This window comes from Rhizobium sp. 11_C7_N12_5, assembly GCF_051811145.1.
Classification (GTDB): domain Bacteria; phylum Pseudomonadota; class Alphaproteobacteria; order Rhizobiales; family Rhizobiaceae; genus Rhizobium; species Rhizobium lusitanum.
The window spans coordinates 1,615,718-1,638,637 of sequence record NZ_JBPWPY010000002.1 but is presented as its reverse complement, the minus strand read 5'-3'; the positions used below and the strand labels follow the sequence as shown (position 1 = coordinate 1,638,637).

22 protein-coding genes and 1 pseudogene are annotated in these 22,920 nt (G+C 58.9%); 7 read left to right on the top strand and 16 right to left on the bottom strand.

Annotated elements, in window-relative coordinates; genetic code table 11:
• Nucleotides 1–83: 83 nt before the first annotated feature.
• Entirely contained in the window at nucleotides 84–1,070 is a 987-nt protein-coding gene (locus AB8B29_RS26685) for a sugar ABC transporter substrate-binding protein (RefSeq protein WP_037191174.1), read from the bottom strand.
• A gap of 107 nt (nucleotides 1,071–1,177) precedes the next feature.
• Entirely contained in the window at nucleotides 1,178–1,393 is a 216-nt protein-coding gene (locus AB8B29_RS26680; RefSeq protein ID WP_037191172.1) for a hypothetical protein, read from the bottom strand.
• An 11-nt stretch (nucleotides 1,394–1,404) separates the two neighbouring features.
• On the opposite strand from AB8B29_RS26680, the gene AB8B29_RS26675 reads away from it, so the two are divergent.
• Complete coding sequence (locus AB8B29_RS26675; RefSeq protein WP_439006850.1) at nucleotides 1,405–2,415, top strand: LacI family DNA-binding transcriptional regulator; 1,011 nt, start codon at nucleotides 1,405–1,407, stop codon at nucleotides 2,413–2,415.
• Nucleotides 2,416–2,749: 334 nt separating this feature from the next.
• On the opposite strand, the gene AB8B29_RS26670 is transcribed toward AB8B29_RS26675, so the two are convergent.
• The 7 genes from AB8B29_RS26670 to AB8B29_RS26640 all read right to left on the bottom strand — a co-directional run bounded on the left by AB8B29_RS26670 (nucleotide 2,750) and on the right by AB8B29_RS26640 (nucleotide 10,188).
• The gene (locus tag AB8B29_RS26670) at nucleotides 2,750–3,484 is read right to left on the bottom strand and encodes an NYN domain-containing protein (RefSeq protein ID WP_439006925.1); all 735 of its coding nucleotides are present in this window, start codon (nucleotides 3,482–3,484) and stop codon (nucleotides 2,750–2,752) included.
• A 227-nt stretch (nucleotides 3,485–3,711) separates the two neighbouring features.
• Entirely contained in the window at nucleotides 3,712–4,461 is a 750-nt protein-coding gene (locus AB8B29_RS26665) for a ribonuclease activity regulator RraA (RefSeq protein WP_037191163.1), read from the bottom strand.
• Nucleotides 4,462–4,482: 21 nt separating this feature from the next.
• A complete protein-coding gene (locus AB8B29_RS26660; protein ID WP_037191160.1) occupies nucleotides 4,483–5,646 on the bottom strand; it encodes a mandelate racemase/muconate lactonizing enzyme family protein in 1,164 nt (387 codons plus the stop codon).
• A gap of 33 nt (nucleotides 5,647–5,679) precedes the next feature.
• On the bottom strand, nucleotides 5,680–6,777 hold the full coding sequence (locus tag AB8B29_RS26655; protein WP_037191157.1) for an ABC transporter ATP-binding protein: 1,098 nt from the start codon (nucleotides 6,775–6,777) through the stop codon (nucleotides 5,680–5,682).
• A gap of 11 nt (nucleotides 6,778–6,788) precedes the next feature.
• Entirely contained in the window at nucleotides 6,789–7,679 is an 891-nt protein-coding gene (locus AB8B29_RS26650; protein ID WP_439006849.1) for a carbohydrate ABC transporter permease, read from the bottom strand.
• The gene (locus AB8B29_RS26645; RefSeq protein WP_037191152.1) at nucleotides 7,676–8,635 is read right to left on the bottom strand and encodes a carbohydrate ABC transporter permease; all 960 of its coding nucleotides are present in this window, start codon (nucleotides 8,633–8,635) and stop codon (nucleotides 7,676–7,678) included. Before AB8B29_RS26645 ends, AB8B29_RS26650 begins: the two co-directional genes overlap by 4 nt.
• Nucleotides 8,636–8,709: 74 nt before the next feature.
• Entirely contained in the window at nucleotides 8,710–10,188 is a 1,479-nt protein-coding gene (locus AB8B29_RS26640; protein WP_037191149.1) for an ABC transporter substrate-binding protein, read from the bottom strand.
• Between the two features lie 209 nt (nucleotides 10,189–10,397).
• On the opposite strand from AB8B29_RS26640, the gene AB8B29_RS26635 reads away from it, so the two are divergent.
• The 5 genes and pseudogenes from AB8B29_RS26635 to AB8B29_RS26615 form a co-directional block, all read left to right on the top strand.
• Complete coding sequence (locus AB8B29_RS26635; RefSeq protein WP_439006848.1) at nucleotides 10,398–11,108, top strand: GntR family transcriptional regulator; 711 nt, start codon at nucleotides 10,398–10,400, stop codon at nucleotides 11,106–11,108.
• A 52-nt stretch (nucleotides 11,109–11,160) separates the two neighbouring features.
• The gene (locus AB8B29_RS26630) at nucleotides 11,161–12,327 is read left to right on the top strand and encodes a mandelate racemase/muconate lactonizing enzyme family protein (RefSeq protein WP_439006847.1); all 1,167 of its coding nucleotides are present in this window, start codon (nucleotides 11,161–11,163) and stop codon (nucleotides 12,325–12,327) included.
• Between the two features lie 67 nt (nucleotides 12,328–12,394).
• Nucleotides 12,395–13,756 carry a mandelate racemase/muconate lactonizing enzyme family protein gene (locus AB8B29_RS26625; RefSeq protein WP_037191143.1) on the top strand — a complete coding sequence of 454 codons (1,362 nt, stop codon included), beginning with the start codon at nucleotides 12,395–12,397 and terminating at the stop codon, nucleotides 13,754–13,756.
• Nucleotides 13,757–13,773: 17 nt separating this feature from the next.
• Nucleotides 13,774–14,973, top strand: a complete 1,200-nt coding sequence (locus AB8B29_RS26620; RefSeq protein ID WP_037191140.1) for a mandelate racemase/muconate lactonizing enzyme family protein — start codon at nucleotides 13,774–13,776, stop codon at nucleotides 14,971–14,973.
• Between the two features lie 177 nt (nucleotides 14,974–15,150).
• Nucleotides 15,151–15,582 (top strand): annotated as a pseudogene (locus AB8B29_RS26615) (transposase); the annotation flags it as partial.
• A gap of 216 nt (nucleotides 15,583–15,798) precedes the next feature.
• Here AB8B29_RS26615 and AB8B29_RS26610 read toward each other — a convergent pair.
• From AB8B29_RS26610 to AB8B29_RS26580, 7 genes are all read right to left on the bottom strand, one after another.
• Nucleotides 15,799–15,957, bottom strand: coding sequence for a hypothetical protein (locus AB8B29_RS26610; protein ID WP_156151568.1), 159 nt, complete (start codon nucleotides 15,955–15,957; stop codon nucleotides 15,799–15,801).
• 608 nt (nucleotides 15,958–16,565) lie between these two features.
• A complete protein-coding gene (locus AB8B29_RS26605; protein WP_047640932.1) occupies nucleotides 16,566–17,027 on the bottom strand; it encodes a MarR family transcriptional regulator in 462 nt (153 codons plus the stop codon).
• 110 nt (nucleotides 17,028–17,137) lie between these two features.
• Nucleotides 17,138–17,854, bottom strand: a complete 717-nt coding sequence (locus AB8B29_RS26600; RefSeq protein ID WP_047640931.1) for an SDR family oxidoreductase — start codon at nucleotides 17,852–17,854, stop codon at nucleotides 17,138–17,140.
• Between the two features lie 68 nt (nucleotides 17,855–17,922).
• Nucleotides 17,923–18,297 carry a hypothetical protein gene (locus AB8B29_RS26595; protein WP_047640929.1) on the bottom strand — a complete coding sequence of 125 codons (375 nt, stop codon included), beginning with the start codon at nucleotides 18,295–18,297 and terminating at the stop codon, nucleotides 17,923–17,925.
• Nucleotides 18,298–18,324: 27 nt separating this feature from the next.
• Nucleotides 18,325–19,206 carry an NmrA family NAD(P)-binding protein gene (locus AB8B29_RS26590; protein WP_439006846.1) on the bottom strand — a complete coding sequence of 294 codons (882 nt, stop codon included), beginning with the start codon at nucleotides 19,204–19,206 and terminating at the stop codon, nucleotides 18,325–18,327.
• Between the two features lie 558 nt (nucleotides 19,207–19,764).
• Nucleotides 19,765–20,799: an SDR family oxidoreductase gene (locus AB8B29_RS26585; RefSeq protein ID WP_047640927.1), complete on the bottom strand. Its 1,035-nt coding sequence runs from the start codon at nucleotides 20,797–20,799 to the stop codon at nucleotides 19,765–19,767.
• A gap of 28 nt (nucleotides 20,800–20,827) precedes the next feature.
• Nucleotides 20,828–21,823 carry an aldo/keto reductase gene (locus AB8B29_RS26580; protein ID WP_439006845.1) on the bottom strand — a complete coding sequence of 332 codons (996 nt, stop codon included), beginning with the start codon at nucleotides 21,821–21,823 and terminating at the stop codon, nucleotides 20,828–20,830.
• 102 nt (nucleotides 21,824–21,925) lie between these two features.
• On the opposite strand from AB8B29_RS26580, the gene AB8B29_RS26575 reads away from it, so the two are divergent.
• Complete coding sequence (locus AB8B29_RS26575; protein WP_439006844.1) at nucleotides 21,926–22,873, top strand: AraC family transcriptional regulator; 948 nt, start codon at nucleotides 21,926–21,928, stop codon at nucleotides 22,871–22,873.
• The last annotated feature ends 47 nt before the right edge of the window (nucleotides 22,874–22,920 follow it).

The window sequence follows — 22,920 nt, the reverse complement described above, 5'->3', positions numbered from 1 at the left end:
ATTCCACGGGAAAGCGATCCGGCAGCGGATAGCGCCGGCCGAGCAGCCGGCGCTTTGTTTAGCCACTAAGCCAATGGCTCGGACTACTTGATGTCCTTGGCGGTAATGAGCGTGACGTCCGTCTTGACCCAGCCGCTGAATTTTTCGCCGGCGTATTCGCGAAGACCATACTTGATACCCAAGGCCGCCATCTCGGCACCATATTGCTCAACAGTGGCAAGCATTTTACCATCCTTGATCAACGGCTTGACAGATGGAATATTGTCGAAGCCGACGACCTTGATTTTGCCGCTCTGGCCAGACGCATCGAGAGCCTTGACGACGCCGAGCGCCATGGAGTCATTTGCGGCCATGACGCCCTGAATATCCTTATACTTGGTCAGGAAATTCGTCATGACGGTGTTGGCTTCTTCCGTCTCCCAATGGGCGGTCTTGCTGTCGAGAAGTTCGAGCTTGCCGTTCTTGATGGAGTCCATGAAGCCCACCTTGCGCTCCTTGGCGTTGTCGGCCTCAGGATTGCCTTCCAGGATTACGACCTTCGCGCCCGGCCCCAGCTCCTTGGCAAGAGCATCGCCCGAAAGCTTGGCGCCCTCAGTGTTGTCCGGCCCGAAGAAAGCAAGATCGACCCCGGCGGCCTTCTTCGCGTCCGCATCCAGGGGCACGTCGATGTTGATGACCTTGACGCCGGCCTTCACTGCCTTTGCAAGCGGAGTGACCATCGCCTTCGAGTCGGCCGGCGCAACGACGATGATGTCGTATTTCTGCGTCACGAAGTTTTCGACGGCATCGACCTGTGAGGCGAAATCACGCTCGTCCTTCATGCCGACGGCCTTGAAGTCGAACTTTTCCTTGTTCTCAGCCGCATACTTGTCGGCGCCTTCCTTCATCTGCTTGAAGAACTCATTGGACAAGGACTTCATGATGAGACCGACCTTGGGCTTGCTAGCCGCGAAGGCGGGCGACACGCCGCAAGACAGCGCAAGCATCAACGTGCCTGCAAGGCCAAGCTTCAACGCCGCACGGCGCGGCGCGCTGATCAAGACGGATTCATGCTTTTTGGAATTGGACATTTCTCTCCTCCCGAACGGTCCTGGGCTCAGCTCCACCTGAGTTGTCAACGACAATGAACCGTTTCCAGATACAATTGGGTAGCATGCTCTCAACAATTGTCAAGACGTCACAAATTAGAGCTAAAGTCGGCGTGGATTGCAATTTTCTCCATATGCTGCAGTATATGCGGTGAACCGTTTCCATCAGGCAGATGCGCTTTCCACTGCATGACGTCGCCGGCAGTCGAATTTGGATGCGTCGCTTCGATTAAGACGGTAGAGAGCACTTGCTGAAGCCCCGGATCACGCGACTTTTGGCCGCTGACGGCGAAGATGAAGGACATACGTTTCTGTTATGCCAAAGGTCGGAATTCGAGACGTTGCCAAGCTCGCGGGAGTTTCCACCGGGACCGTTTCGAGAGTTCTGAACAATCATCCCTCGGTCACACGGGATTTGAGGGCGCGCGTCAGCGGCATCATAGAAGAACTCGGCTATATGCCCGATCCGTCCGCAAGAAGCATGCGCAGCAAGGTTAGCCGCCTGATCGGCATCGTCATCCCTGATCTGACCAATCCCTTCTTCTCGGAACTCGTCCAATCAGCCGAGCAAGCTGCCGCAAGACGCGGCTATAACATCATCGTCATGACGTCTTTCGATCATGCGGCAAAGGAAGCAGACCGCATCGGGCAACTGACAAGCCGAAAGGTGGACGGCATCATTCTCGTTCCGAGCAACGATTTCCATACGATCAAGCTGCCGAAAGGGCTGCCGATCGTCGTGGTCGACCGTCTTATGCCCGGATATTCGGGCATCGCCTCCGACCACCGCAGCGGCGTTCGACTGGGTGTCGAATACCTTTTGAAACTCGGCCATCGTCGTATCGGCTTCATTTCAGGCCCAAAACATTCGGTCCCCGCCAGTGATCGTTTAACGGGTTATCGGGATGCGATGGAGCAGAACGGCGGCAAAGTGCAAAATGCCGAACCGTCGCTGATTGCCGAGGCGGCATTCGACTACGAGAGCGGGCGAGCGGCGGGAAACTATCTCCTCGCGCGTGCGCGTAGCGAGCGCCCGACAGCCATATTCGCGAGCTCGGACCAGCAGGCGATCGGTTGCATGCGGGCGGCATATGATTTGGGTATCCCGATACCCGCAGCCCTTTCCATCGTAGGCTTTGACGGCATCCCGCTGTCAAGCATGACAATCCCACGCCTGACGACAATGAAGCAGCCGATCCAAAAAATCGCGGCAGCAGCCGTGGCGGTCCTGTTGAATGAGCGGCCCGCACCAAGCGTCGACCATCCGATCTTATTCGCCTGCGAGCTTTCTGAGGGCGAAACAACTGCGGCTCCTCAACCAGACTAAGATTTTGGCATAGTCGCGCGGCCGCTTTATCGCAAGGAGCGCAATTTCTGACGCTCGCGGGCAGGGCGTCGAGCGTTTCGCCCACAGCAAATTCCACCACAACACAAAGTGAGGAAGTCCCCGTTCAAATGCAAAGCGACCGCGCAACCTGCGGCACCAAGGCTACCGTCCCTTGGGGTGGAAAGGACCGGTCAGCTCAGGCTTTTCTAAGTTCCTCAAATGGAACAACTTGATTGCGGGGTAGGGAGCGCTTGCCCAGCTTGCGAAATAGTCAACGCTGACGTCGTTATCCAAGCCGCGGACATTGCCCTTTGTCAGCCGCGGTTCGGTAGAATTACTTTTTGTCTCTTCGTTTCAAACGGATACTGATTGGACCGCCCTCATCCTGACTGAGCTCGAACTGATTTGTCTTGCGAACAAGGTCGCTGAGTTTTCGAAAGCCGAATGTGCGTGGGTCGAAATCCGGCGCGAGATTCAGGAGCTGCTTGCCAACTGTGCCCAGATTGACCCAGCCGTCCTCGCTGTCCTCCTGCAATAGGACTCTCTTGATCAGTGGGACGGCGGTGCTCGCCGGCTGCAGCGGTTTGTCGGCAGACGCGATGGCCTGGCCGTCCTTGGCCCCGCCGGGCAGCAGGTTTTCGGTATAGATGAACCGCCTGCAAGCCTGACGAAAACTCTCCGGTGTCTTCTGTTCGCCGAAACCGAATACATCCACGCCCTGTTCGCGGATACGAGCGGCAAGTCGGGTGAAATCGCTGTCCGATGACACGAGGCAGAGCCCATCGAAACGGCCGCTGTGCAGCAAGTCCATCGCATCGATGACCAAAGTAATATCCGAAGCATTCTTTCCTGTCGTATAGGCAAATTGTTGCTGCGGAATAATAGCGTGTTTGGCTAGCACATCAGCCCACCCTTTCGAGCGCGTACCGGAAAAGTCGCCATAGATCCGGCGGACGCTCGCCTCGCCGATCTTGGCGACTTCTTCAAACAAGCCGTCGGCGATCTTGGCCGATGTGTTGTCGGCGTCGATCAGCACGGCGAGGCGCGGAGAACGTGTTTCAGATGGCATTTCGCTCCTCATAGGTGAAACGGACCCGAACCTCACACAGGGTACTCGTTCGAAACCGACGCGTCAGCCGCTGTCACCAGAATTGGCCGTACTTCGTGCTCTCTCTCTCTTCGGCGGCAGGACCAATTGGCATAGACGGCGAGACGCTCGCGTCTCGCGTCCGTTGGACGTAAGCCTACGATTTGTTGCTGCTGCTCCACCTGCTTCCGTAGATGCTGCAATATAGGCTAACTTCGGTTCACCAGGTGGTTTGTTTTACGCCATTCTTCGTACTCTCCACGGGCATCGTCATGCAGCGGATAATATCGCTGCAACGACCCACCCTCCATAAGCTTCACTCGCGAAAACTCCTCCCAATCGTGATGCTTTTGCGACTCTTCGATTACCTTAGAGGCCATTGCGACTGGAAGCACCACCACCCCGTCGTCGTCGGCGACGATGATGTCGCCGGGGATTACCGTGACACCGCCGCAGGCAATCGGAACGTTGACGGCATTGGGATAGATGCTGGTCTGCACATGATAGTTGGGCGTCCAGCCGCGCAGCCATAGGGGGAGATCCAGCTTTTCAACATTGGGCCGATCGCGCATGCACCCGTCGATTACGATACCAGCGCCGCCTCTGCCTTTGAAATACGTCGACATCATATCGCCAAAGACGCCCGAGCTCATGTCGCCGCGCGCGTCGACCACGACCACATCGCCCTCCTGGGCGTGATAGAGCACGTGCCGGTGCAACTGCGTCTCCGGATCGGCATATTCTCCCTCGGTGAAGAGGTCGGGCCGCTGCGGCATGAACTGGAGGGTCAGCGCCGGCCCGACGATCGACTTCCCGCGGTTCTGCGGCACGGGACCGACCATGTGCGGATTGCGGAAGCCCATGTGGCCAAGCGTGCCGGCAACCGTCGCGGCGCCGATTTCCTGCAGTGCGTCGATCAGGTCTTTAGGCGGTCGGGTAATATCGGGAGTATGCGTCATTTTAGCCTCCGGTGGATGGAACTACCAGTTCGTAACAGAACCGTCGCGGCGCTTCAGGTGAGGTGCTTCCCAGAAACGAAAACTCTCCGCCTTGACCACCTCTTCGTTGACCTCGACGCCGAGCCCCGGCAGATCGCTCACCGGATAGTGGGGGCCGTCGAGCCGCGGTTGCACTGGGAAAAAGTCGGCATTGTCAAAGCCCAGCTTTGTTTCGGGCGCCCTGGTCTCGAGCCAAGCGAAATTCGGTACCGCAGCGGCGAGATGGATGGTCGCGGCCGTGCAGACCGGGCCGAGGGGATTATGCGGCATCAGGTCTACATAGTGCGCCTCGCTCCAACCAGCGACCTTCATCGCTTCGGTGAATCCGCCAACATTGCAGATATCGAGCCGGTTGAACTGATGGATGCCACGCTCGATGTAGGGCAGGAATTGCCACTTGCTGGAAAATTCCTCACCGATGGCGAACGGGATGTCGGTCATCGTGCGCAGGGATTCGTAGGCCTCCGGCGTCTCGTCTCGTATCGGCTCCTCGAGGAAGTCGAGTACGCCACGACCGAGCTTGTTACAGAAGCTCGCCGCCTCTGCCACCGACAGCCGGTGATGATAGTCGATACCGAGTACGACGTCGTCGCCCAGTGCCGCGCGCGCCTTGTTCAGCATAGTTGCGGTGGCACCAATCGACTCCCGCGGCTCAAAGATGTCCTTGCTGTTTTGCCCGACGGGGAAGAAGCGGATCGCCTGCCACCCCTGTGCGCGTAGTTCGCGGGCTCGTTCGATGGCAACATCGCCCTCGGCCTCGTCGCCGGTCGAGGCGAAGGTGGGAATTCGGTCACGCTGCTTGCCTCCCAGCAGTTCATAGGCCGGCACCCCCAGCGCCTTGCCCTTGATGTCGTGAAGGGCAATGTCGATGGCGGAAATCGCCGCCTGCAAAACGCGCCCGCCTTCGAAGTATTGGCTGCGATAAACTTCTTGCCAGATCCGACCAATCTGCATCGGGTCGCGGCCGATGAGAAACTCGCGATAGTGCTCGATCGCGCCGGCCACGGCCTTCTCGCGACCGCTCAAGCCGCTCTCGCCCCAGCCAAAGATGCCGTCGTCGGTCTCGACCTTGACCAGCATCTGGTTGCGCGTCCCTACCCATACCGGATAGGGTTTGATAGCGGTGATTTTAAGCTTCGCAGTCATCCACACCCTCGTTTCACACGCATCCGCTCTGTCTCAGTTGGCCTTGAGGGCCATTTCTGTTTCGCCATCGAACAGATGCATCCGCTCCTGATCGAACTCGAGCCAAATTGGCTCGTCGGGCGCGACGGCAATGGTCGGCGGGACGCTGACATTGACGATGGCGCCGGACAGGAACGCCTGTACGAAAGTGACGTCTCCGGTCGGCTCCACGGTGTAGGCCTTTGCAGGGACGCTTCCTGGCACCGCACTCTTGTGCAGTTTGATCGTCGAGTGACGTGCGCCGAGCACGATTTTCTTGGTGGTTGCCCGCGCGACCTTCCGGGCGTTTTCTGACGAGAGCTCGAGGCGCCAGCCCTCCGCGCTGGTCAACACTATGTTGCCGCTTGCCGTTGACGCCTCCAGCGGAACAAGGCTCATCGCCGGGCTGCCGACGAAGCTGGCGACGAACATGTTCACCGGATGGGCAAAAACCTGCGCTGGTGAATCGTATTGCTGCAGGTAGCCGCCGTTCATCACCGCCATCCTGTCGGCCATGGTTACCGCTTCGAGCTGGTCGTGCGTCACATAGATGATCGTCGCCTTGAGGTCCTGGTGGAAACGCTTGATCTCCGACCGCATCTGCACGCGCAGCTTTGCGTCGAGGTTGGAGAGCGGTTCATCCATCAGGAATACCGCCGGATCGCGAACGAGGGCACGGCCCAGCGCCACGCGCTGCTGTTGCCCGCCCGAAAGTTCGCGTGGCTTGCGCTCGAGCAGTTGCGTCATGTCGAGCACTCGCGCTGCTTCCTTGACCTTCCTGTCGATCTCGTCCCTTGGCAGTTTGCGCATCTGCAGGGGGAACGCCAGATTTTTGTAGACCGATTTCTGCGGATAGAGCGCGTAGTTCTGGAACACCATTGCGATGTCCCGGTCCTTGGGGTCGAGGTCGTTGACCATCCTGTCGCCGATGACGATGTCGCCAGATGTGATGGGGATGAGCCCTGCCACAAGGTTGAGTGTGGTTGTCTTGCCGCAGCCCGAAGGGCCGACGAGCGCAACAAATTCGCCGTCGTTGACCGTCAGCGAAACGTTGTTGACAGCTTTGAAGCTGCCATAGGTCTTGACCAGATCTTTGAGGACCACGTGGGCCACCGGCAACTCCCCTAGTGCTTGACTGCGCCTTCCGTAAGGGCGCGTACGAAGTATCGTTGCAGTACGAGGAACAGGACCACGACAGGCACGCTCATCATGAAGCTGGCCGCCATCAGGCCCGGAAAGTCCGTTGTATTTTCCGAGAAGAAGCGCTGGATGCCGACCGGCAGTGTCAATTGCTCGTTCTTGGAGAGGAAGGTGTAGGCGTAGATGTACTCATTCCATGCGCCAATGAAGGAATAGATCGCCGTGGCGATGATTCCCGGCGCCGAGAGCGGCATCACGATCAGGACAAAGGCCTGGAACCGCGTTGCCCCGTCGATGCGCGCCGCCTGCTCGAGTTGCACCGGGATGTTGTCGTAGAAGCCCTTGAGGAGCCAGATTGCCAGCGGCAGCCCGAATGTGAGGTAGGTGAGGATGAGTGACCCATGTGTGTTCACCAGCCCGATCGCGCGCATCAGAATAAAGAGCGGCACGAGAAAGATCACTGCCGGGAACATGTTGCGAAGCAAGACGGCGAAGAACAGAAAGTTCCGTCCCGGGAAGGTGAAGCGTGAAAACGCGTAGGCCGCAGGAACAGCCACGATTACCGAAAGGATGGTCGTGGCGGTGGAGACGAAAAGGCTGTTCCAGAAGAAGCGCAGGAAGTCCCGGCCGACGCTGTTTTGCGGATCGAGCAGCTTCTGGTAGCTGGCGAGAGTGGGATGGTCCGGCCACCATTGTGGCGGGAATTGCATGGCCGCGAAGCCGGACTTGATCGAGGTGATCAGCATCCAGATCATCGGCAAAGCGGTGTAAAGCAGCATGAAAACAAGGAAGACGCGTCCGCCCCACCGCCAGCCATCGATGCGCATATGGCGACGCGCCCGGCCTCGATGAGCAGTTTCGGCGATCGCGCTCATTCGCTTCCATCCTTCTGTTCGTTGCCGCTCAGCGCCCGGACGTAAAAGTAGCCGAACGACATAAGGATCAGGAACAGCAGCACCGAATAGGCCGATGCCACCCCCCAGCGCTGGCGACCGAAGGCAAGTTCATAAATGTGGGTGATCCAGATGTGCGAGGCGTTCGACGGCCCGCCGCCAGTCATGATCCAGGGGATGATGAACGAATTGAAGTTGGCCACTGCCAGCAGGAGGATCGTCACCGTCGAGACGTTTCTCAGGTGCGGAAAGGTGACGTGCCAGAACCGCTGCCATGCATTGGCTCCGTCGACTTTTGCCGCGCGCAGCAACTGATCGGGAACCGTCTGCAGGCCGGCCATCATCATGATCATGGCAAACGGAAACTCTCGCCAAATATTGACGACGATCAGCGAGGGCAACACTGTGCTGACGCTGTCGATGAAATTCGGCGGCCTGTCGGCCAACCCGAGGCCGACCAGCACCGCGCCGATGATCCCAAAGTCCGAATGGTAGATCCACTTCCAGATATAGGACGCGGCGACCGCGCTGATGACCCAGGGAATGATCAGGATGGCCCGCAGGATGCCGCGGCCGATAAAGTCGCGATGGAGCGCCAGGGCGCAGGCAAACCCCAGGACAAATGAGATGAGAGTGGATCCCAGTGTCCAGATAAGAGTGTTCGAGGTGACCGTCCAGAACACCGGACTTGTGAGGATGGCGATGTAGTTGTCGAGACCGACGAAAATCTTGTCCCGGAGTTGCAGGCCAGGCGGTGTGTTAAAGAACGACAGCTCGATCGTGTAGTAGATGGGATAGGCAATGACGATGAGCATCACGGCGATCGCAGGAAGCACGTATGCGTAGTCAGCGCGATGCTCCCAAATCTTTCGCAGCACGCCGGACCTGTCGGTCTGCAGTCTTCGGCGCGCCTCGGCCTTGCCAGTCAAGATCGTCACTGTGCCCTGCCCTTATTCTTTGGAGGAAAACCGGCTGCTATCGGGGCGCAGCCGGTCAGATCGGCAGGCTCGGACTAGAGTCCGCCACCCATCAGCTCTTTTACCCTCTTGGCTGCGTCGTCTGCTGCTTGATCGACGGTCATGGCTCCTGTCAGGGCATTCTGCAGCATATCGGGAACGATGATGTTCATGATCTCGGGCGATTGCGGCAGCGCCGGGAACGGGATGCCGTATGGCAGCATCGAGGTCGTGACATCAAGGAACTTGATGCTGTCCAGGCGTTCCTTCATCCATTTGGTCTTGAAGCCGTTAAGGTTTCCGGGGTTCGAGCCGGCGTAGGCCATCTTCAGCGACCATTCGGGGCTCGCCCACATGCAGCCCAGAGCCTTTGCAGCCGGCTCATCGACCTTGCCGCCCTCGACATATTCGGGCTTCAGGATGTGAATGTTGGAGCCGCCAAACACCACGGCACGCTTGCCGTCGGGACCAGTCGGTATCAGACCGTAGCGCATGTTGTCGATGACGGTCTGCGCTTTGTCCTTGTCGCTGCCCGTCGTCTTCTTCTGCAGGTCGAGCATGACGTTATAGTCGGAAGGGTGCGATACCATCATGGCGAGCTGACCAGCGAGGAAGAGGGGCTGGTTATCCGCCTGCTGATTGGTGAGTGCCGAAACCGGAACCGACTTGTCGCGAACATACATATCGTACGAGGCTTGCAATGCCGCCTTGCTCTGCGGGCTATCCAGCTCGACCTGCTTATAGGTCGGGCTCGCCGTAGCTTCGTCGAAGACGCCGCCGCCATAGGCCCACAACTGCGGCATGAAGCGATAGGGCGTATTGCCGGCGTTCTTGCGCGCCACGAGGCCGTAACCGGCAATACCGAGCTTGTCGTGGATCTGCTTGGAATATTTGACGACGTCGTCCCAGGTCGCCGGAGCCTTGTCTGGATCGAGGCCTGCACGCTTGAAGATGTCGGCGTTCCAGATGAACGCCATCGTCTCGTTGTTGGTTGGAACGCCGTAGGTCACCCCCTCCCAGGTTACGGCCTTCATTGCACCGGGCCAGAAATCCTCGGTCGAATACCCTACATCCTCAGGTTTGAGCGGTTGCAGATAGCCCTTTGCGGCGAACTCGGTGCCCCCCAGGATTTGCAGGCGCACCGCCATGGGTGCTGCATTGCCCAGAAGTGCGGTCCGAAACTTATCCAGAAGGTCATTATAGGTGAGGGCTTGTTCCTCAAGCTGGATGTTTGGATAGGTTTTGCGGAAGGTCTCGAAGAACTCCTTATAATACTGGCGCAGGAGGTCGGGGTCACCCTCGAAGACGCCCTGATACCAGAAAGTCAGTCGCCCCTTATAGTCGAGAGGGGTGACCTTGGCGCAATCGCCCGCCGTGTCAAATTCCTGTGTGCCGGCAATGGAGCGCACATATTCCGGCGACCACTTGCTCAAGTCGACCGGCGCACCCAGCGCAGACGCTGACATCAAAGATAGCGTCAAAGCGGTGGATAAAGTTCCGCGCACGACGGCACCGCCGAGTGAAATCCTCGTCATAGGTATCCTCCAGGTTCTCTCCCAAGCCGCTCTGCGTCGAGGCGAACGGTCTTTGCTCCCCCGGCCACGGGACTTTCCACCCAATGTATCCCTTTGACCGGATTATACGTTTTCAGATTGTAGATTGCCTGTCAATTGAAGAAATCGTACATTGTTTACGGAAAATTTGCGTGATATTGGAGTGGTGTGTGTATTAATTGGGGAAAGTCTTGGCTGAAACGAGCGATTTTAGAGCAAAGCCACCCGAAGGGATCGACGCTATCGGAGCCTCCAGCGAGGGCGCCTCGGTTTATCGACTGATCAGGGACGACATTATCGAAGGGCGGCTCGCTGCCAACGAGCGGCTTGTGGTTACCGACCTCGCCCGGCGCCACGGCACCTCAACCAACCCCGTGCGCGAGGCTCTGCAACTGTTGCGCGGGGAGGGCTTTGTCACCCTCATTCCCAATCGCGGAGCGCGCGTACGGCCCATAGATCAGGATTTTGTTCGGGACATCTACGAGATCGGAGTCTTGATCGAACCGGCACTGACGCGATGGTTCGTGAATATGGCCACCGTCGAGGACATTGCTGAACTCGAACGCATCCAAAGCCTAATTGAAGAGAACAACTTTGCCGACACGTTCAGGCACAGCGAGTTGGACACCGCCTTTCATACCGTGATGTATCAAAAGCACTACAACCGCCATGCGGCCGAGCTCTGGTGGAAGCATCGCGAAGTGCTTCGAGCCGTGAGCCGGCGTTTCAACTTCACGCTCGCCCGGCGTGCCGCGGTCCTTGGCGAGCATCGCGAGCTTATCACGCATGTGAAAGCGGGAAATGCGAACGAGGCAGCCGAACTCATTGCAAGCCATGTCGAGGGCTCCGGCCGCCATATCCTGGAACATATGCGTGCCCGTAACGCCGCTCGGGCGGGATAGAATACAGAGTCTGAATATCTTTATACGGACCACTTCAGCAAAGGCATTTGAGATGAAAATCACCAGCGTCCGGCCGTGGCTCATCAGATCCGATGCGTCCTATTGGGGAGAGTATCTGTTCGTCGAAGTGACCACAGATGAGGGGGTCAGCGGCTGGGGAGAGATCACCACCACGACAAGGCTCGCCAATCGCGCCCTCTGCACGATCTTGCGGCAAATCGGGGTCGCTTTGACAGGTGAGGACCCGGCGCGTATCGAGTATCTGTGGCACAAGATATTCCGCAGCTTCACCTACATGGGCAGTCGCGGCGCGGCAGTCGAATGCGTAAGCGCCATTGACATAGCTCTTTGGGACATCCGAGGCAAAGTTCTTGGCAAGCCGATTTACGAGCTGTTAGGCGGACCGGTACGCGACGAAATCGCGCTCTACACCCATCCCAACCAGGCCAAGTTTACCAGTAATGAAGCTGTGGTCCGGGAAATTCGAGACATTGTCGAGTCCGGCCACACTGCGCTCAAGTTCGATCCTTTCCCCCATCAAGGCTGCGCCGTCGATGGACAGCCTCGCGAACAGCGCGACGGCTATCTTGATGGTAGCATGACCCGCAAGGATGAGCGTGAAGCCGCCGAACTCACGGCTCTGATCCGCGAAACGGCGGGCTCTGATGTTGATATCCTCATCGATGCGCATGGCCGGTTCGACGTTCCCACCGCCATTCGCCTTTGTCGGAGCCTTGAGGAAGCTGGTCAGATCGACTGGTTTGAGGAGCCCTGTCCGCCTGAGAGCCTCAACGCGCTCAAACAGGTCCGTGAGAAGGTCAGTACCGCTATCTCCTGGGGCGAGCGCGGCCACACGAAGTGGGATTTCGTGCCGGTGCTCGAAAACAAGCTCGCCGACTACATCATGCCGGACGTCACCTGGACCGGCGGCATCACCGAACTCAAGAAGATTTCTGCCCTATGCGAAGCCTATTACATCCCGGTTTCGCCGCATGACGCAGCAGGGCCGATCAACGTGGTCGCGGGAGCGCAGGTGATGATGACCGTTCCTAACTTCTACAAACTTGAAACGTCAGAGTGGAACTTGGGCAAATACGATCATCTCATCGACAGACCACTCGATGTTTCGAACGGCAGCCTCAAGCTTACGTCCAAGCCTGGTCTCGGCGTTGAAATGAACCGCGACTACCTTCAAAATCACGAGATAGAGTTGGCCTAGCCAGCAACGCTCTGCGCCGCCTCAGCGTGCGCGACGACGAGCCCGCCGACCAGAACGAGGATAAATCATGGCAGAGGCAAATGGAGCCGACCAGGCGCTCAATCGGGTGAACACGCATTCCAAGCCGTCCGACCTTCGCATCACCGACATGCGGGTAGCCGAAATTGTCGGCGCGCCGTTTACCTCAACGCTACTCAAGATTTACACCAACCAGGGCATCGTCGGGCTTGGCGAGGTGCGCGATGGCGCCAGCGCCACCTACGCACTGATGCTGAAGAGCCGGTTGCTTGGCGAGAACCCTTGCGACATCGATCGTCTGTTTCGTCGGATCAAGCAGTTTGGCGGGCACGGCCGGCAAGGCGGCGGCGTATCGGCGGTTGAAATCGCGTTGTGGGATCTTGCCGGCAAGGCCTATGGCGTCCCTATCTACCAGATGCTCGGCGGCCGGTTTCGGGAGAAAGTGCGCGTCTACTGTGATACCGACGCCACCGTGCCGAGCGGTACCGAGACCGGCAAGCGCCTCAAGCAGCGCATGGAGCTCGGATTCACCTTCCTCAAGATGGATTTGGGATTGATGCAGATCGCGGATGTGCCCGGTGCGGTCGTGTTTCCTGCCGGCTCACTAGAAGGATACCGCGACGGTCCCCGTCGCGGGCCGCTGAAGACCATTGAGGAGCGGCGTGTCCGCAATGCTGCGTACGATTTGCATAACGTCCCGCACCCGTTTACCGGCCTGCACTTTTCCGAGAAGGGCCTCGACCTGCTTGAGCAATATATCGCCGAGGTTCGTGAGGTCATCGGCATGGATGTGCCGCTTGCGATCGACCATGTTGGCCATATCTCTGTGCAGAACGGCATTCGCCTTGCCAGGCGAATTGAAAAATACGTGCCAGCCTGGCTCGAGGATGTGATCCCATGGCAGTATACCGAGCAATACCGACAACTGCAGCACGCCACCACGGTGCCGATTTGCACGGGCGAGGATATATACCTCAAGGAGGGCTTCGAGCCTCTGCTCAATAGCGGCGGCGTCTCCGTTATCCACCCGGACCTGCTCACCAGTGGGGGTATCCTCGAGACCAAGAAGATCGGCGACATGGCGCAGGACCGTGGCGTCGCCATGGCCATCCATATGGCAGAAAGTCCGATCGCCGCAATGGCCGCGGCACATGTCGCGACCGCGACCGAAAATTTCATGGCGCTCGAATACCATTCCGCCGATGTTGACTGGTGGGACGATATTGTCACGGGCCTTCCCAAGCCGCTGGTGAAGAACGGCTTCATCACTGTTCCCGACAAGCCGGGTCTGGGGATTGACGATGTCGTGGACGAGGTGATTTCGGGGCATCTGCAGCCGGGTGTCACCGGCATTTGGCAGCCTACGGATCGCTGGGACGATGAGTATTCCTGGGACCGCACCTGGAGCTGAGACGAAAAGGAACGAAGATGAAGATCGCCGATCTCCGCTGCGCCGTTATCGGTAAACACCCGATCGTTCGCATCGTTACGGACGAGGGCCTCTATGGCTTGGGTGAAGTCGAATTCACTAAGCCCTACCTCAAACCCTTTGTGCTGCATTTCCGCGAGGCGCTGATCGGCGAAGACCCGACCGACGTCGAGAGAGTGATGCTGAAGATCCGTCAACGTGGTTCTTTCAAGCCGTACGGCGCGGCGGTGAGCGCTATTGAGCATGCGCTGTGGGATATTGCTGGCAAGGCCGCGGGCGTGCCCGTCTATAAACTGCTCGGCGGCAAGGTGCGGGACAAGGTTCGCGTCTACAACGGCTCGATTCGCCAAAAACGCATGGGCGACCGGCCGGAGGATTACGCCGCTGACGTCAAATGGATGATGGAGCAGCCGCAGAACTTCTTCATGGTCAAGCAAGGAATCTCGTTCCACTCCAACATGAAGGACACCATCGACGACTTCCACTACGGCGTGACGCAGAAGAAGGCCGGCTATCACGGTGCCATGGATCAGGGCGTGATCAGCGAGCGCGGTTTCAATCACATGCTCGATTGCGTGATCGCGATGAAGGAAGTGCTGGGCGACAAAGTCAGCCTGGCGCTCGACTGCGGCCCGGGCTGGATGCTGCCCGATGCAATCAAGTTCGCTCGGGCGGTCGAGAAGTACAATCTGATGTGGCTCGAGGACATGCTCACTGGCGACTATGTGCCTTGGGTCAATCCGCAAGCCTATCGGGAATTGACGACCTCCACCTCGACGCCAATCCACACTGGCGAGCAGATCTACCTGCGGCACAACTTCAAGGAACTGATCGAGACGCAGGCGGTACGCGTCATCGGCCCCGATCCAGCCGACGTTGGCGGCATCGCCGAACTCAAGTGGGTCGCCGAGCACGCCTACATGCACTCGATCCTGATGGCACCGCACGGCACCGCTAACGGCCTGCTGGGGCTCGGCGCGTTGATTAACGTCTGCGCCACATTGCCGGCAAATTACATCGCGTTCGAATATCCAACCGCCTCCGACCCCTGGTGGGAGGATCTGGTAATCGGCCTGCCGCCGCAGATCGTGAAGGACAGCATGGTGGACCTACTGGAAGCGCCGGGGCTTGGCCTCGATATCGACGCCGAAGGAGCCAGAAGATATCTCAGGGAAGAAGATGCGGGCTTTTTCGACTGAACCCTCCACCTCCCTGCCCATCTTGTCAGGCGCCAGGCAATAGTGTGCGGCCTGACGTATCGTCCGCATTCTGGGCATAGGAAGATAGACCGACGCCTGTATGGCGCTTCTCTGATCGAACAGTCCTGCAACCCGAATTCGAGCGTCCTTCGTTTGGCGACCTCCCGGCGCGGCTGACGAAAGCTGCATCTGGCTGTTGATGCCGGCCGTGGCGAGATCATCGCACATAGCCTGACAAATCAGGAAACCGGCGGTGTCTCGCAGCTGGCGCCGTTGCTTGATCAGATCAATGATGAGATCGACCAGTTCACTGCCGATGGAGCCTATGATGGCTATCCAACCTACGATGCAATTTTCCGTCATACCATGGACGCAAGGGTCGTCATTCCACCGCCCGCGAACGCGGTTGGACGGCCTAACGCCCAAAAGTCCTGCCAGAGAGATGTCCACATAGAAACCATGCAGTCAGATGGCCGGCTGAAATGGCAGACGTGCATCGGCTGTGGCAAACTGATCGAAACGGCAATGGGTCGATGCAAAGGCGTCATTGGACCGCGTATGCGTGCTCGCTCATTCCTTGCTCAACAGACAGAGGCTGCGATCGGTGTCGAAAGCAGTGCCCGGGATAAGCAGCGCATAGCGAACGCCTATCGCGACGCACGGGCCGTGTAGTGCTCCCGCAAATGTCGGACGCGTACTTTTTAGGTATGCCGTTGCGAGGGTCGCGTCGCGCTAGCTCATCAAAAAGCGGTTCGCGCTGCGCCGTACGGTAGCGTCCTTCGTGCAGCGCTCGCTGGAGCGCTGCCATTTTGTCCTGAGATCAACTTATACAGCAAATCCCGTTTCGGGCTCAATAATAACGATGGTGCCGATAATGGGGACGGTGCCGGTGATGGTCGTACCAACCCCGGTGATAACCACGCCAGTAGTGGCTCCGATAGCTGCGATGCGGTCTCCAATGATGCCGATGATGCCGTGGACCATGCCAATGGCGGTGATGACGATAGTGGACCGTCTGAACGGACGATTGAACTTCCGGCTTTGTCATATTCATCATCGGCGCGGCCGATGCAGCGCCAGCTCCGATAAGCAAGCCGACACCTAGGATTCCAGCAAGTAGCGTTTTGAAGACTTTCATAGTGAACCTCCCTGATCCTCCTCATCCTGAAACCTAAAGACTGAATGGGGGATGAATGATCGTCGGGCATGCAATTTGACGCGATGGACGGCCTACTGCTCGTCGGGAGGTTCAGTATCGATGTTGAAAGCGAGCCGCTCGTCCAAAGCTGCACGGTTCATCAACCGGCGCACCGCGACTTTCCGTTCATAATGTTCACAAGAGCTTCGGCAATCATGAGTTGACTGCGCGGCATCTCGCTAGAGGCTCGTCAAGGTGACGTCGTCTCACTCCTTGGCGGATACAGCTCCGGAAAATCAACGCTGCTGCGGCCACCGCATGTACACTTATCGAAAATGCAGCCGAAATTCAGCGAACCAGACAAGGCGCTTGCGAGAAATTTTTCGCTCACAGAACCGACGCGGGAACGTTGTGACTGACCTTACTCGCTCAAACCGGACGGCTTTTCGAAGGCTCAGTCTCCGGGCGAGACGACCGGCAAGTCGCCAACGACGATCTCTCTCAGGCTGTGCCGGAGCGTTGCGACGTTGGTGCTACCGTTCAGCAGCTCGAATTCTCGCTGCGCATCCTGCCAGAGAGGAGCCGCTCTCTCATGCAAGCGTCGGCCTTCGTCCGTGAGTTCAATGATACGAACTCGGCCGTCCACGGGTGATGGCTTGATCGTGACGAAGCCGTCGCGTTCCAGAAAGCCAACCATCTTTCCCATCGCCGTCCGCTCGATATCGAGCCGTTCCGCGAGAGCGTTGACAGCGGCACCGTCGGCTTCGTCGAGCGCCGCCAGGGTCAGGAACTGCGTGATACGAAGCCCGACGGGCTCAAGATGGGCATCGTAGAACCGCGTGATCTGGCGGCTTGCCTTTCTCATGGCAGAGCAATTGCATTGATCGATCCCAAGCGGTTGGTTCGCCGACAACATCTCGTTTTCCTTTCGAATCCTACTTATCGTCCGCAGGCTATATGGCGCAAAGTCCAAGGCTTCCGCATCACACAGCCTGCGGCTTGGCTGTTTCTCCACCATCTTCGCGCTTAGAACAATCCTGGCGGCGGCGTGACATAACCGGGCACCTCGGCTGAAAGCGTGCTCTTCAGCAGTGTCGTTCCCTGGTCGGCCATGATCTCGCTCTTGCCGGCGGCGAGCGCGTCATAGGTTTGGCGCACCACATCCCGCGGGCTGGCTTTTGGCACATCGATGCCATTGGTCAGGTCGGTATCCACGAAACCAACATGCAGACCGAGAACCTGGATGCCACGATCTTGAAGGTGAAAGCGAAGCTGGTTCGTGAAGCTCCATGCCGCCGCCTTTGATGCAGCATAGGGTGTCAAAATGGGCCGCGGAAGCCACACGATGTCGGATAGCACGTTGATGATGGCAGCACGCGGCTTGGCCGACAGGATCTGCTCGAAGGCCTGCGTGACGCGGACGACGCCATAATAGTTGGTGTCGAACAGACGCTGCGACTGCTCTTCGACATCGGTTGCCAGAGGTCCGTCGATAAGAGCAGCGATGCCCGCGTTGTTGATCAGCAGATCAGTATCCGCCGCCAGTTCCGCTGCCGCGGCGATCGATGCTTTGTCCGTGACATCGATCCGGACGGGGATGATGCCCGGTTCGTCGAAGCCGTTCGTATTGCGCATGCCGGCATAGACCTTCTTCGCTCCGCGACGATGGGCCTCGCGCGCAAACGCTAGGCCCAGGCCGCGATTGGCACCGGTGATAAAGACGGTGGTGTTGGTGACATCCATGACAAATTACCTCTCTAAAGCCACAGATCAGGGCATCCAATGTCGATACCCGCCTGCGGGCGTTGGGTTTAAAGAAAAAGGTCTTCCGGCAACTGGCCGGACAGTGCCTCGCGAAGATTGGTGGCGAGAGACAACACAGCACCAAGCGGGCTCATCCGCACGCTGACGCGTGGCACCGAACCATCGGGGTTGCGGTCGACAACTACGACGGCGTGCAGGCTCTCCCCGCTTGACAGGACCGCCTCGTATTCGAGAAAGAGGCGCGAGCCGACAGTCTCGAGAAACGTGGGATTCTGCGAAGCGTAGAAGGTCCCGACCGTGTTGACGGCCAGCTTGATCTCGTCCCGTCCGATGACCGCGCCTCGCAGCACGGAGCTGGTCAGTTCCGCGTCGACGGACAGGTCGTCCAGAAACGGGTGACGTTCGCCTTGAGTATTCGACATTGTTCAAACTCCTTGCCTCGACGGCTTTCACGCAAAGGCGGCACGATTGTTGGCGATGAATTGCTGGACCGAGAGGGCCGGCGTTCCGGTGATTTTCTCGACGGCATCGTTCGTGCCCGCGAAGACTCCATCACGATAGTTCTGAGCGACTTCGACCAGGTGCTGCACGAGGAAAGGCGGAAACTTGTAGAGATTTTCCATCTTGTCCTTGAATACCTCGATCGAGGTTGGCGCGTAGTCGATCTTCGCGCCAAGCACTTCGCTCGTGGCGGCGGCGATCTCGGTGTGGTTCATCTCGAGTGGTCCATGGAGGGGATAAACCTTGCCTTCATGTCCCAGCGGATCGGCAAGAAGATGCGCGATCACCCGTCCTTGATCATCCGTCGCGATCGGTGCATGACGCCCATCGGCAAAGGGGAACTCGATCTTTTTCGTGGCCCATATTTCCTTGGCAAAATGCGGATAGACGAGCCAGTCGGCAAAGAAGGTCGGGCGCAGATGCGTAGTCGGAACACCGGACCAGTCGAAGACTCGCTCGGAAACCCAATGGTCTTGCGCAGCGTGGCTCGCCGATTCACGACGCGCAGAAATCTGCGACATGTTGACGATTGCCGTGACGCCTGCTTCTTTTGCGGCCTGTGCGAAATAGGCCGCAGCACCGATAATGCCTGGCGCGATCGGATGCAGGAAATAGGCCGACCGAATGCCTTCCATGGCGGCGCGGATGTCATCGATGTCGGTGAAGTCCCCGACAGCGATATCAACTCCCCGCTGCCTAAGGGCCGTCGCCCGCTCGTCATCTGAGCGCACGTAGGCGCGCACCGACTTGCCCATCTTCAGTAACTCATCGATCGCCGCACCCCCCGTCCGTCCGGTTGCTCCGCTTACAAGTATCTCAGCCTCACTCATGATCTCGCTTCTTTCGTTTGTGAGAGCATATGCTCCTATACGGACAAAGATAGGGGCATATGCTTTTATCGTCAATAGGAGGCATTTGCATTTTTTAGGAGGCTCGTTTTTGGATCGACTGTGAACCGGCACCGAGGTCGCCGAATGTCCGGTAGTTAAGCTAATTTTGGACACTCTGCGTCATTGCTGTGTCGCAGACCATGCAGCGCGACATTTTTCTTTGATTGAGGAGGAGCTCTGCATGGTTGCTTCTACAAGTTCGTCCATTGCCCGGCGCAGGGTTGTCTACGCGGTCGACACGTGGTCGCTGCATGATGGGTTTTCGCGGGGTGGATCTTCCTGTGTTCAAGGCGCAATCTCGATCGAGCTGCGACGGATTCGACGGAATGACCCGACCCACGTCCACAGCAGGGACGCCCAGTGTCTCGTGAGGAGGGCGGTCGCCGCCTCGTAAAGTAACCCCGGTAGCTGACGTCGCCTCGTCGCGAGAAACGGCCATCATAGTCGATCTCGCCGGACCGATCGGCATATAAAGTACGATGTGGCAGTCGCCAGTCTCTATTCTGTCGTGTTGACCAACCCCAGCTTTATGAGGCTTTCGGCCGTGGCGACGATTGCGTCTTCACGTGAGCGTGGCGCCCAACCAAGCAGGCGCTTGGCTTTGTCTCCACTGGCATTCATGTTGACGCCGAGATGCGGCACGATCCCCCTCATCGCCGGATTGAAAAGCGCGACGACGCGGATGAACCAGTTGGGTAGCACGCGGGTGGAGACCTTTTTTGCGCCTTTCCCGAGACGTTGATTCAGCAGCCTGGCGATCTCGACCATCCACAGGCTCTCACCCGATGCGGCAAGGAAGCGCTCGCCGTTGGCGGCCGGATCGGTCATTGCGCGCAGATGCAGGTCGGCGACGTCGCGCACGTCGACAACGCAGGTGTTGATCTTGGGACAGCCCGGCTGACCATCCAGCAGGTTCTTGATGAGCCGGATCGAGTGCGAGTAATCGGATCCCAGCGCCGGTCCGAGAACGGTCGTTGGGTTGACGGTGGCCAGTTCCAGCCCGCTGCCTTCACGCGCGATGAAGTCCCATGAGGCTCGCTCGGCCAGTGTCTTCGATCGCTGATAGGGCGCGACGTTGCCGTTCAGGTCGCTCCAGTCGGTCTCGTCGAAGGGACGGCTTCGCGACTTGTGGCCGACGCCGATCGCACCGAAGGCCGAGGTGAGCACCACCCGCCTTACACAGGCATCGCGTGCCGCACGCAGCACCCGCAGGTTTCCATCGACCGCAGGCCGGATCCAATCCTCTTCGCGCACCTGATCGCCGGACGGCGTCGGTGAAGCCCCGTGGATGATATAGGCGCAGTCTGCGGCAGCCTCCACCCAGCCGTCATCGGCTGTGAGGTCGGCGGCGACAAATGAAAGGCGATCGCCCGGCTCGGCACCCCCACTCCTGAGGTTGCTGAGAACCTCTGCCTCTCGCGACAGTGACCTGAGCGTAGTCCGCACGCGATAGCCCGCCTCCAGCAGCGCCAGAATGCAGTGCTGCGCGATGAACCCGCTTCCGCCGGTTACGAGTACCAGCTCTTCACTCATAATGATCTCCAGTGTTGTTTGTCGCGCATCAGCGGTCGATCCCTGCCATGATCCAGGCGGGATAGCGATTGCCGGAGACGGTGCCGATCGCCAAAGCCTTGTCGAGTATCTGCATGTCGGCAGGCGTCAGCCGGACAGCGTCTGCCGCCACATTCTGCTCGAGGTAGGCGCGACGCTTGGTGCCGGGGATCGGCACGATAAAATCGCCCTTGTGCAGCAGCCAGGCGAGCGCGATCTGCGCAGGCTTTGCACCATGGGCTTCAGCGATGTCGAACACCGCCTGTGCGGCACGCACGTTTGCGTCGTAGTTCTCACCCTGATACCGCTCGTCGATGCGGCGGGTATCGCCCTCGGGATAATCTTCAGCGCGCTTCACCCCGCCGGCCAAAAAGCCACGTCCGAGCGGACAGAACGGCACAAGACCGATGCCCAGCTCGCGCAAGACGGGGATCACGTCGGTTTCGAGATTGCGTTCCCAAAGCGAATATTCGCTCTGCAGCGCCGAGACTGGATGGGTGGCATGCGCGCGGCGCAGCGTGGCAGCCCCCACCTCGGACAGGCCGAAGAAGCGCACCTTGCCTTCCTTCACCAACTCGCCGACCGTGCCGGCCACATCTTCGATCGGCACCTTGCGATCGATGCGGTGCTGGTAGAGCAGGTCGATGTGGTCGGTTTGCAGTCGCCGAAGCGAGCCCTCGACCGCCTGGCGGATCGCGGCGGGGCTGCTGTCGGTCTCGGCGCCGAGCTGGCGTCCATCCGCGAATCGGAAGCCGAACTTGGTGGCGAGGATCACTTTCTCCCGGCGGTCGCGGAAGGCGCGGCCGAGCAGCTCCTCATTGGTGTATGGTCCATAGCCTTCCGCCGTATCGAAGAAGTCGCAGCCGAGCTCGATGGCTCGATGAAGGGTGGCGATCGACTCCGCCTCGTCCGCCGGACCATAAGACTGGCTCATGCCCATACAGCCCAGGCCAATTGCGCCGACCTGCGGGCCTTGGGTACCCAACTTCCGCTTGCTCAATATCATGGGCCTCATCCTCTTGTGTTCGCATGGTGGCCCTGAACATAGACGCGGCAGTTCGGACGTTGAATGCTTGAGAATACGCAATACTTGCGCGATAATACGAAAATGATCACCGATCCCTTCTCGCAAATTCTCAGACTCGTGCGTGCCGAAACGCTGGTCACGGGTGGCTTCACGGCTGGAGGCCCTTGGGCGATCCGATTCCCGGCCCCGAAGACGATCAAGTTTTTCGCCGTCGTGAAGGGGAGTTGCTGGGTGGCGCTTGACGGCGAGGCGCCCATCCGGTTTGCAACGGGTGATGTAGGGCTGCTCTCGGCGCCGCGAGCCTTCGTGCTCGCCAGTGATCCGGATGTCACTCCCGTCGACGCGATGACGCTGTTCTCAGGAGTTGGGCGAACGACGGCCCAACTCGGCGACGGTGGCGACTTCGCGCATATCGGTGGGCACGTCCTGCTTGATCCGGCCAGCGGCCGCCTGTTGGCGGATGTGCTGCCGCCCTGGATCCACGTGCGGGCGAGCTTGTCCGCGGCCGCGACGTTCCGGTGGCTGCTCGATCGGCTCGTCGAGGAGCGTGCTTCCGATCTGCCTGGCGCCGAACTCGCATCCGCTCAACTGGCGCAGTTGCTCTTCATCCAGATCCTGCGGGCTCACCTGGCCGGAGCGCAGGACGAAAGCGGAGGCTGGCTAAGGGCGCTCAGCGATCCACGCATCGCGCCGGCCCTGCGTTTGATGCACCAGGATCCGGCGCGGGCATGGCGCCTTGAAGATTTCGCCGCCGCCTGCGCCATGTCGCGGACGACCTTCGCCGAGCGGTTCCGCAGCGTCGCTGGCATCGCGCCGCTGGCCTACCTCACTGAGTGGCGCATGCGACTGGCCGAGCAGGCGCTCCGGAATGAGGATGGAAAATCGGTGGCGTTGATCGCGCACTCCGTCGGCTATGCATCCGAAAGCGCCTTTAGCAATGCATTTAAGCGGGAAACCGGTAAGTCGCCAAAATCTTACCGGAACAATAATATGCACAAACGCAGTTTGACACAGCTGGAGGATGTCTGATGCGGCTCGGATTTGTTCCAACCATGTGCTTGATCCTGAAAAGACCG

What these genes read in the sequence shown, in the direction of transcription:
- AB8B29_RS26685 (WP_037191174.1), bottom strand. Translation starts at nt 1,070, where the DNA reads ATGTCCAATTCCAAAAAGCATGAATCCGTCTTGATCAGCGCGCCGCGC.
- AB8B29_RS26680 (WP_037191172.1), bottom strand. Translation starts at nt 1,393, where the DNA reads ATGTCCTTCATCTTCGCCGTCAGCGGCCAAAAGTCGCGTGATCCGGGG.
- AB8B29_RS26675 (WP_439006850.1), top strand. Translation starts at nt 1,405, where the DNA reads ATGCCAAAGGTCGGAATTCGAGACGTTGCCAAGCTCGCGGGAGTTTCC.
- AB8B29_RS26670 (WP_439006925.1), bottom strand. Translation starts at nt 3,484, where the DNA reads ATGCCATCTGAAACACGTTCTCCGCGCCTCGCCGTGCTGATCGACGCC.
- AB8B29_RS26665 (WP_037191163.1), bottom strand. Translation starts at nt 4,461, where the DNA reads ATGACGCATACTCCCGATATTACCCGACCGCCTAAAGACCTGATCGAC.
- AB8B29_RS26660 (WP_037191160.1), bottom strand. Translation starts at nt 5,646, where the DNA reads ATGACTGCGAAGCTTAAAATCACCGCTATCAAACCCTATCCGGTATGG.
- AB8B29_RS26650 (WP_439006849.1), bottom strand. Translation starts at nt 7,679, where the DNA reads ATGAGCGCGATCGCCGAAACTGCTCATCGAGGCCGGGCGCGTCGCCAT.
- AB8B29_RS26640 (WP_037191149.1), bottom strand. Translation starts at nt 10,188, where the DNA reads ATGACGAGGATTTCACTCGGCGGTGCCGTCGTGCGCGGAACTTTATCC.
- AB8B29_RS26630 (WP_439006847.1), top strand. Translation starts at nt 11,161, where the DNA reads ATGAAAATCACCAGCGTCCGGCCGTGGCTCATCAGATCCGATGCGTCC.
- AB8B29_RS26625 (WP_037191143.1), top strand. Translation starts at nt 12,395, where the DNA reads ATGGCAGAGGCAAATGGAGCCGACCAGGCGCTCAATCGGGTGAACACG.
- AB8B29_RS26620 (WP_037191140.1), top strand. Translation starts at nt 13,774, where the DNA reads ATGAAGATCGCCGATCTCCGCTGCGCCGTTATCGGTAAACACCCGATC.
- AB8B29_RS26610 (WP_156151568.1), bottom strand. Translation starts at nt 15,957, where the DNA reads ATGGTCCACGGCATCATCGGCATCATTGGAGACCGCATCGCAGCTATC.
- AB8B29_RS26605 (WP_047640932.1), bottom strand. Translation starts at nt 17,027, where the DNA reads ATGTTGTCGGCGAACCAACCGCTTGGGATCGATCAATGCAATTGCTCT.
- AB8B29_RS26600 (WP_047640931.1), bottom strand. Translation starts at nt 17,854, where the DNA reads ATGGATGTCACCAACACCACCGTCTTTATCACCGGTGCCAATCGCGGC.
- AB8B29_RS26595 (WP_047640929.1), bottom strand. Translation starts at nt 18,297, where the DNA reads ATGTCGAATACTCAAGGCGAACGTCACCCGTTTCTGGACGACCTGTCC.
- AB8B29_RS26590 (WP_439006846.1), bottom strand. Translation starts at nt 19,206, where the DNA reads ATGAGTGAGGCTGAGATACTTGTAAGCGGAGCAACCGGACGGACGGGG.
- AB8B29_RS26585 (WP_047640927.1), bottom strand. Translation starts at nt 20,799, where the DNA reads ATGAGTGAAGAGCTGGTACTCGTAACCGGCGGAAGCGGGTTCATCGCG.
- AB8B29_RS26580 (WP_439006845.1), bottom strand. Translation starts at nt 21,823, where the DNA reads ATGATATTGAGCAAGCGGAAGTTGGGTACCCAAGGCCCGCAGGTCGGC.
- AB8B29_RS26575 (WP_439006844.1), top strand. Translation starts at nt 21,926, where the DNA reads ATGATCACCGATCCCTTCTCGCAAATTCTCAGACTCGTGCGTGCCGAA.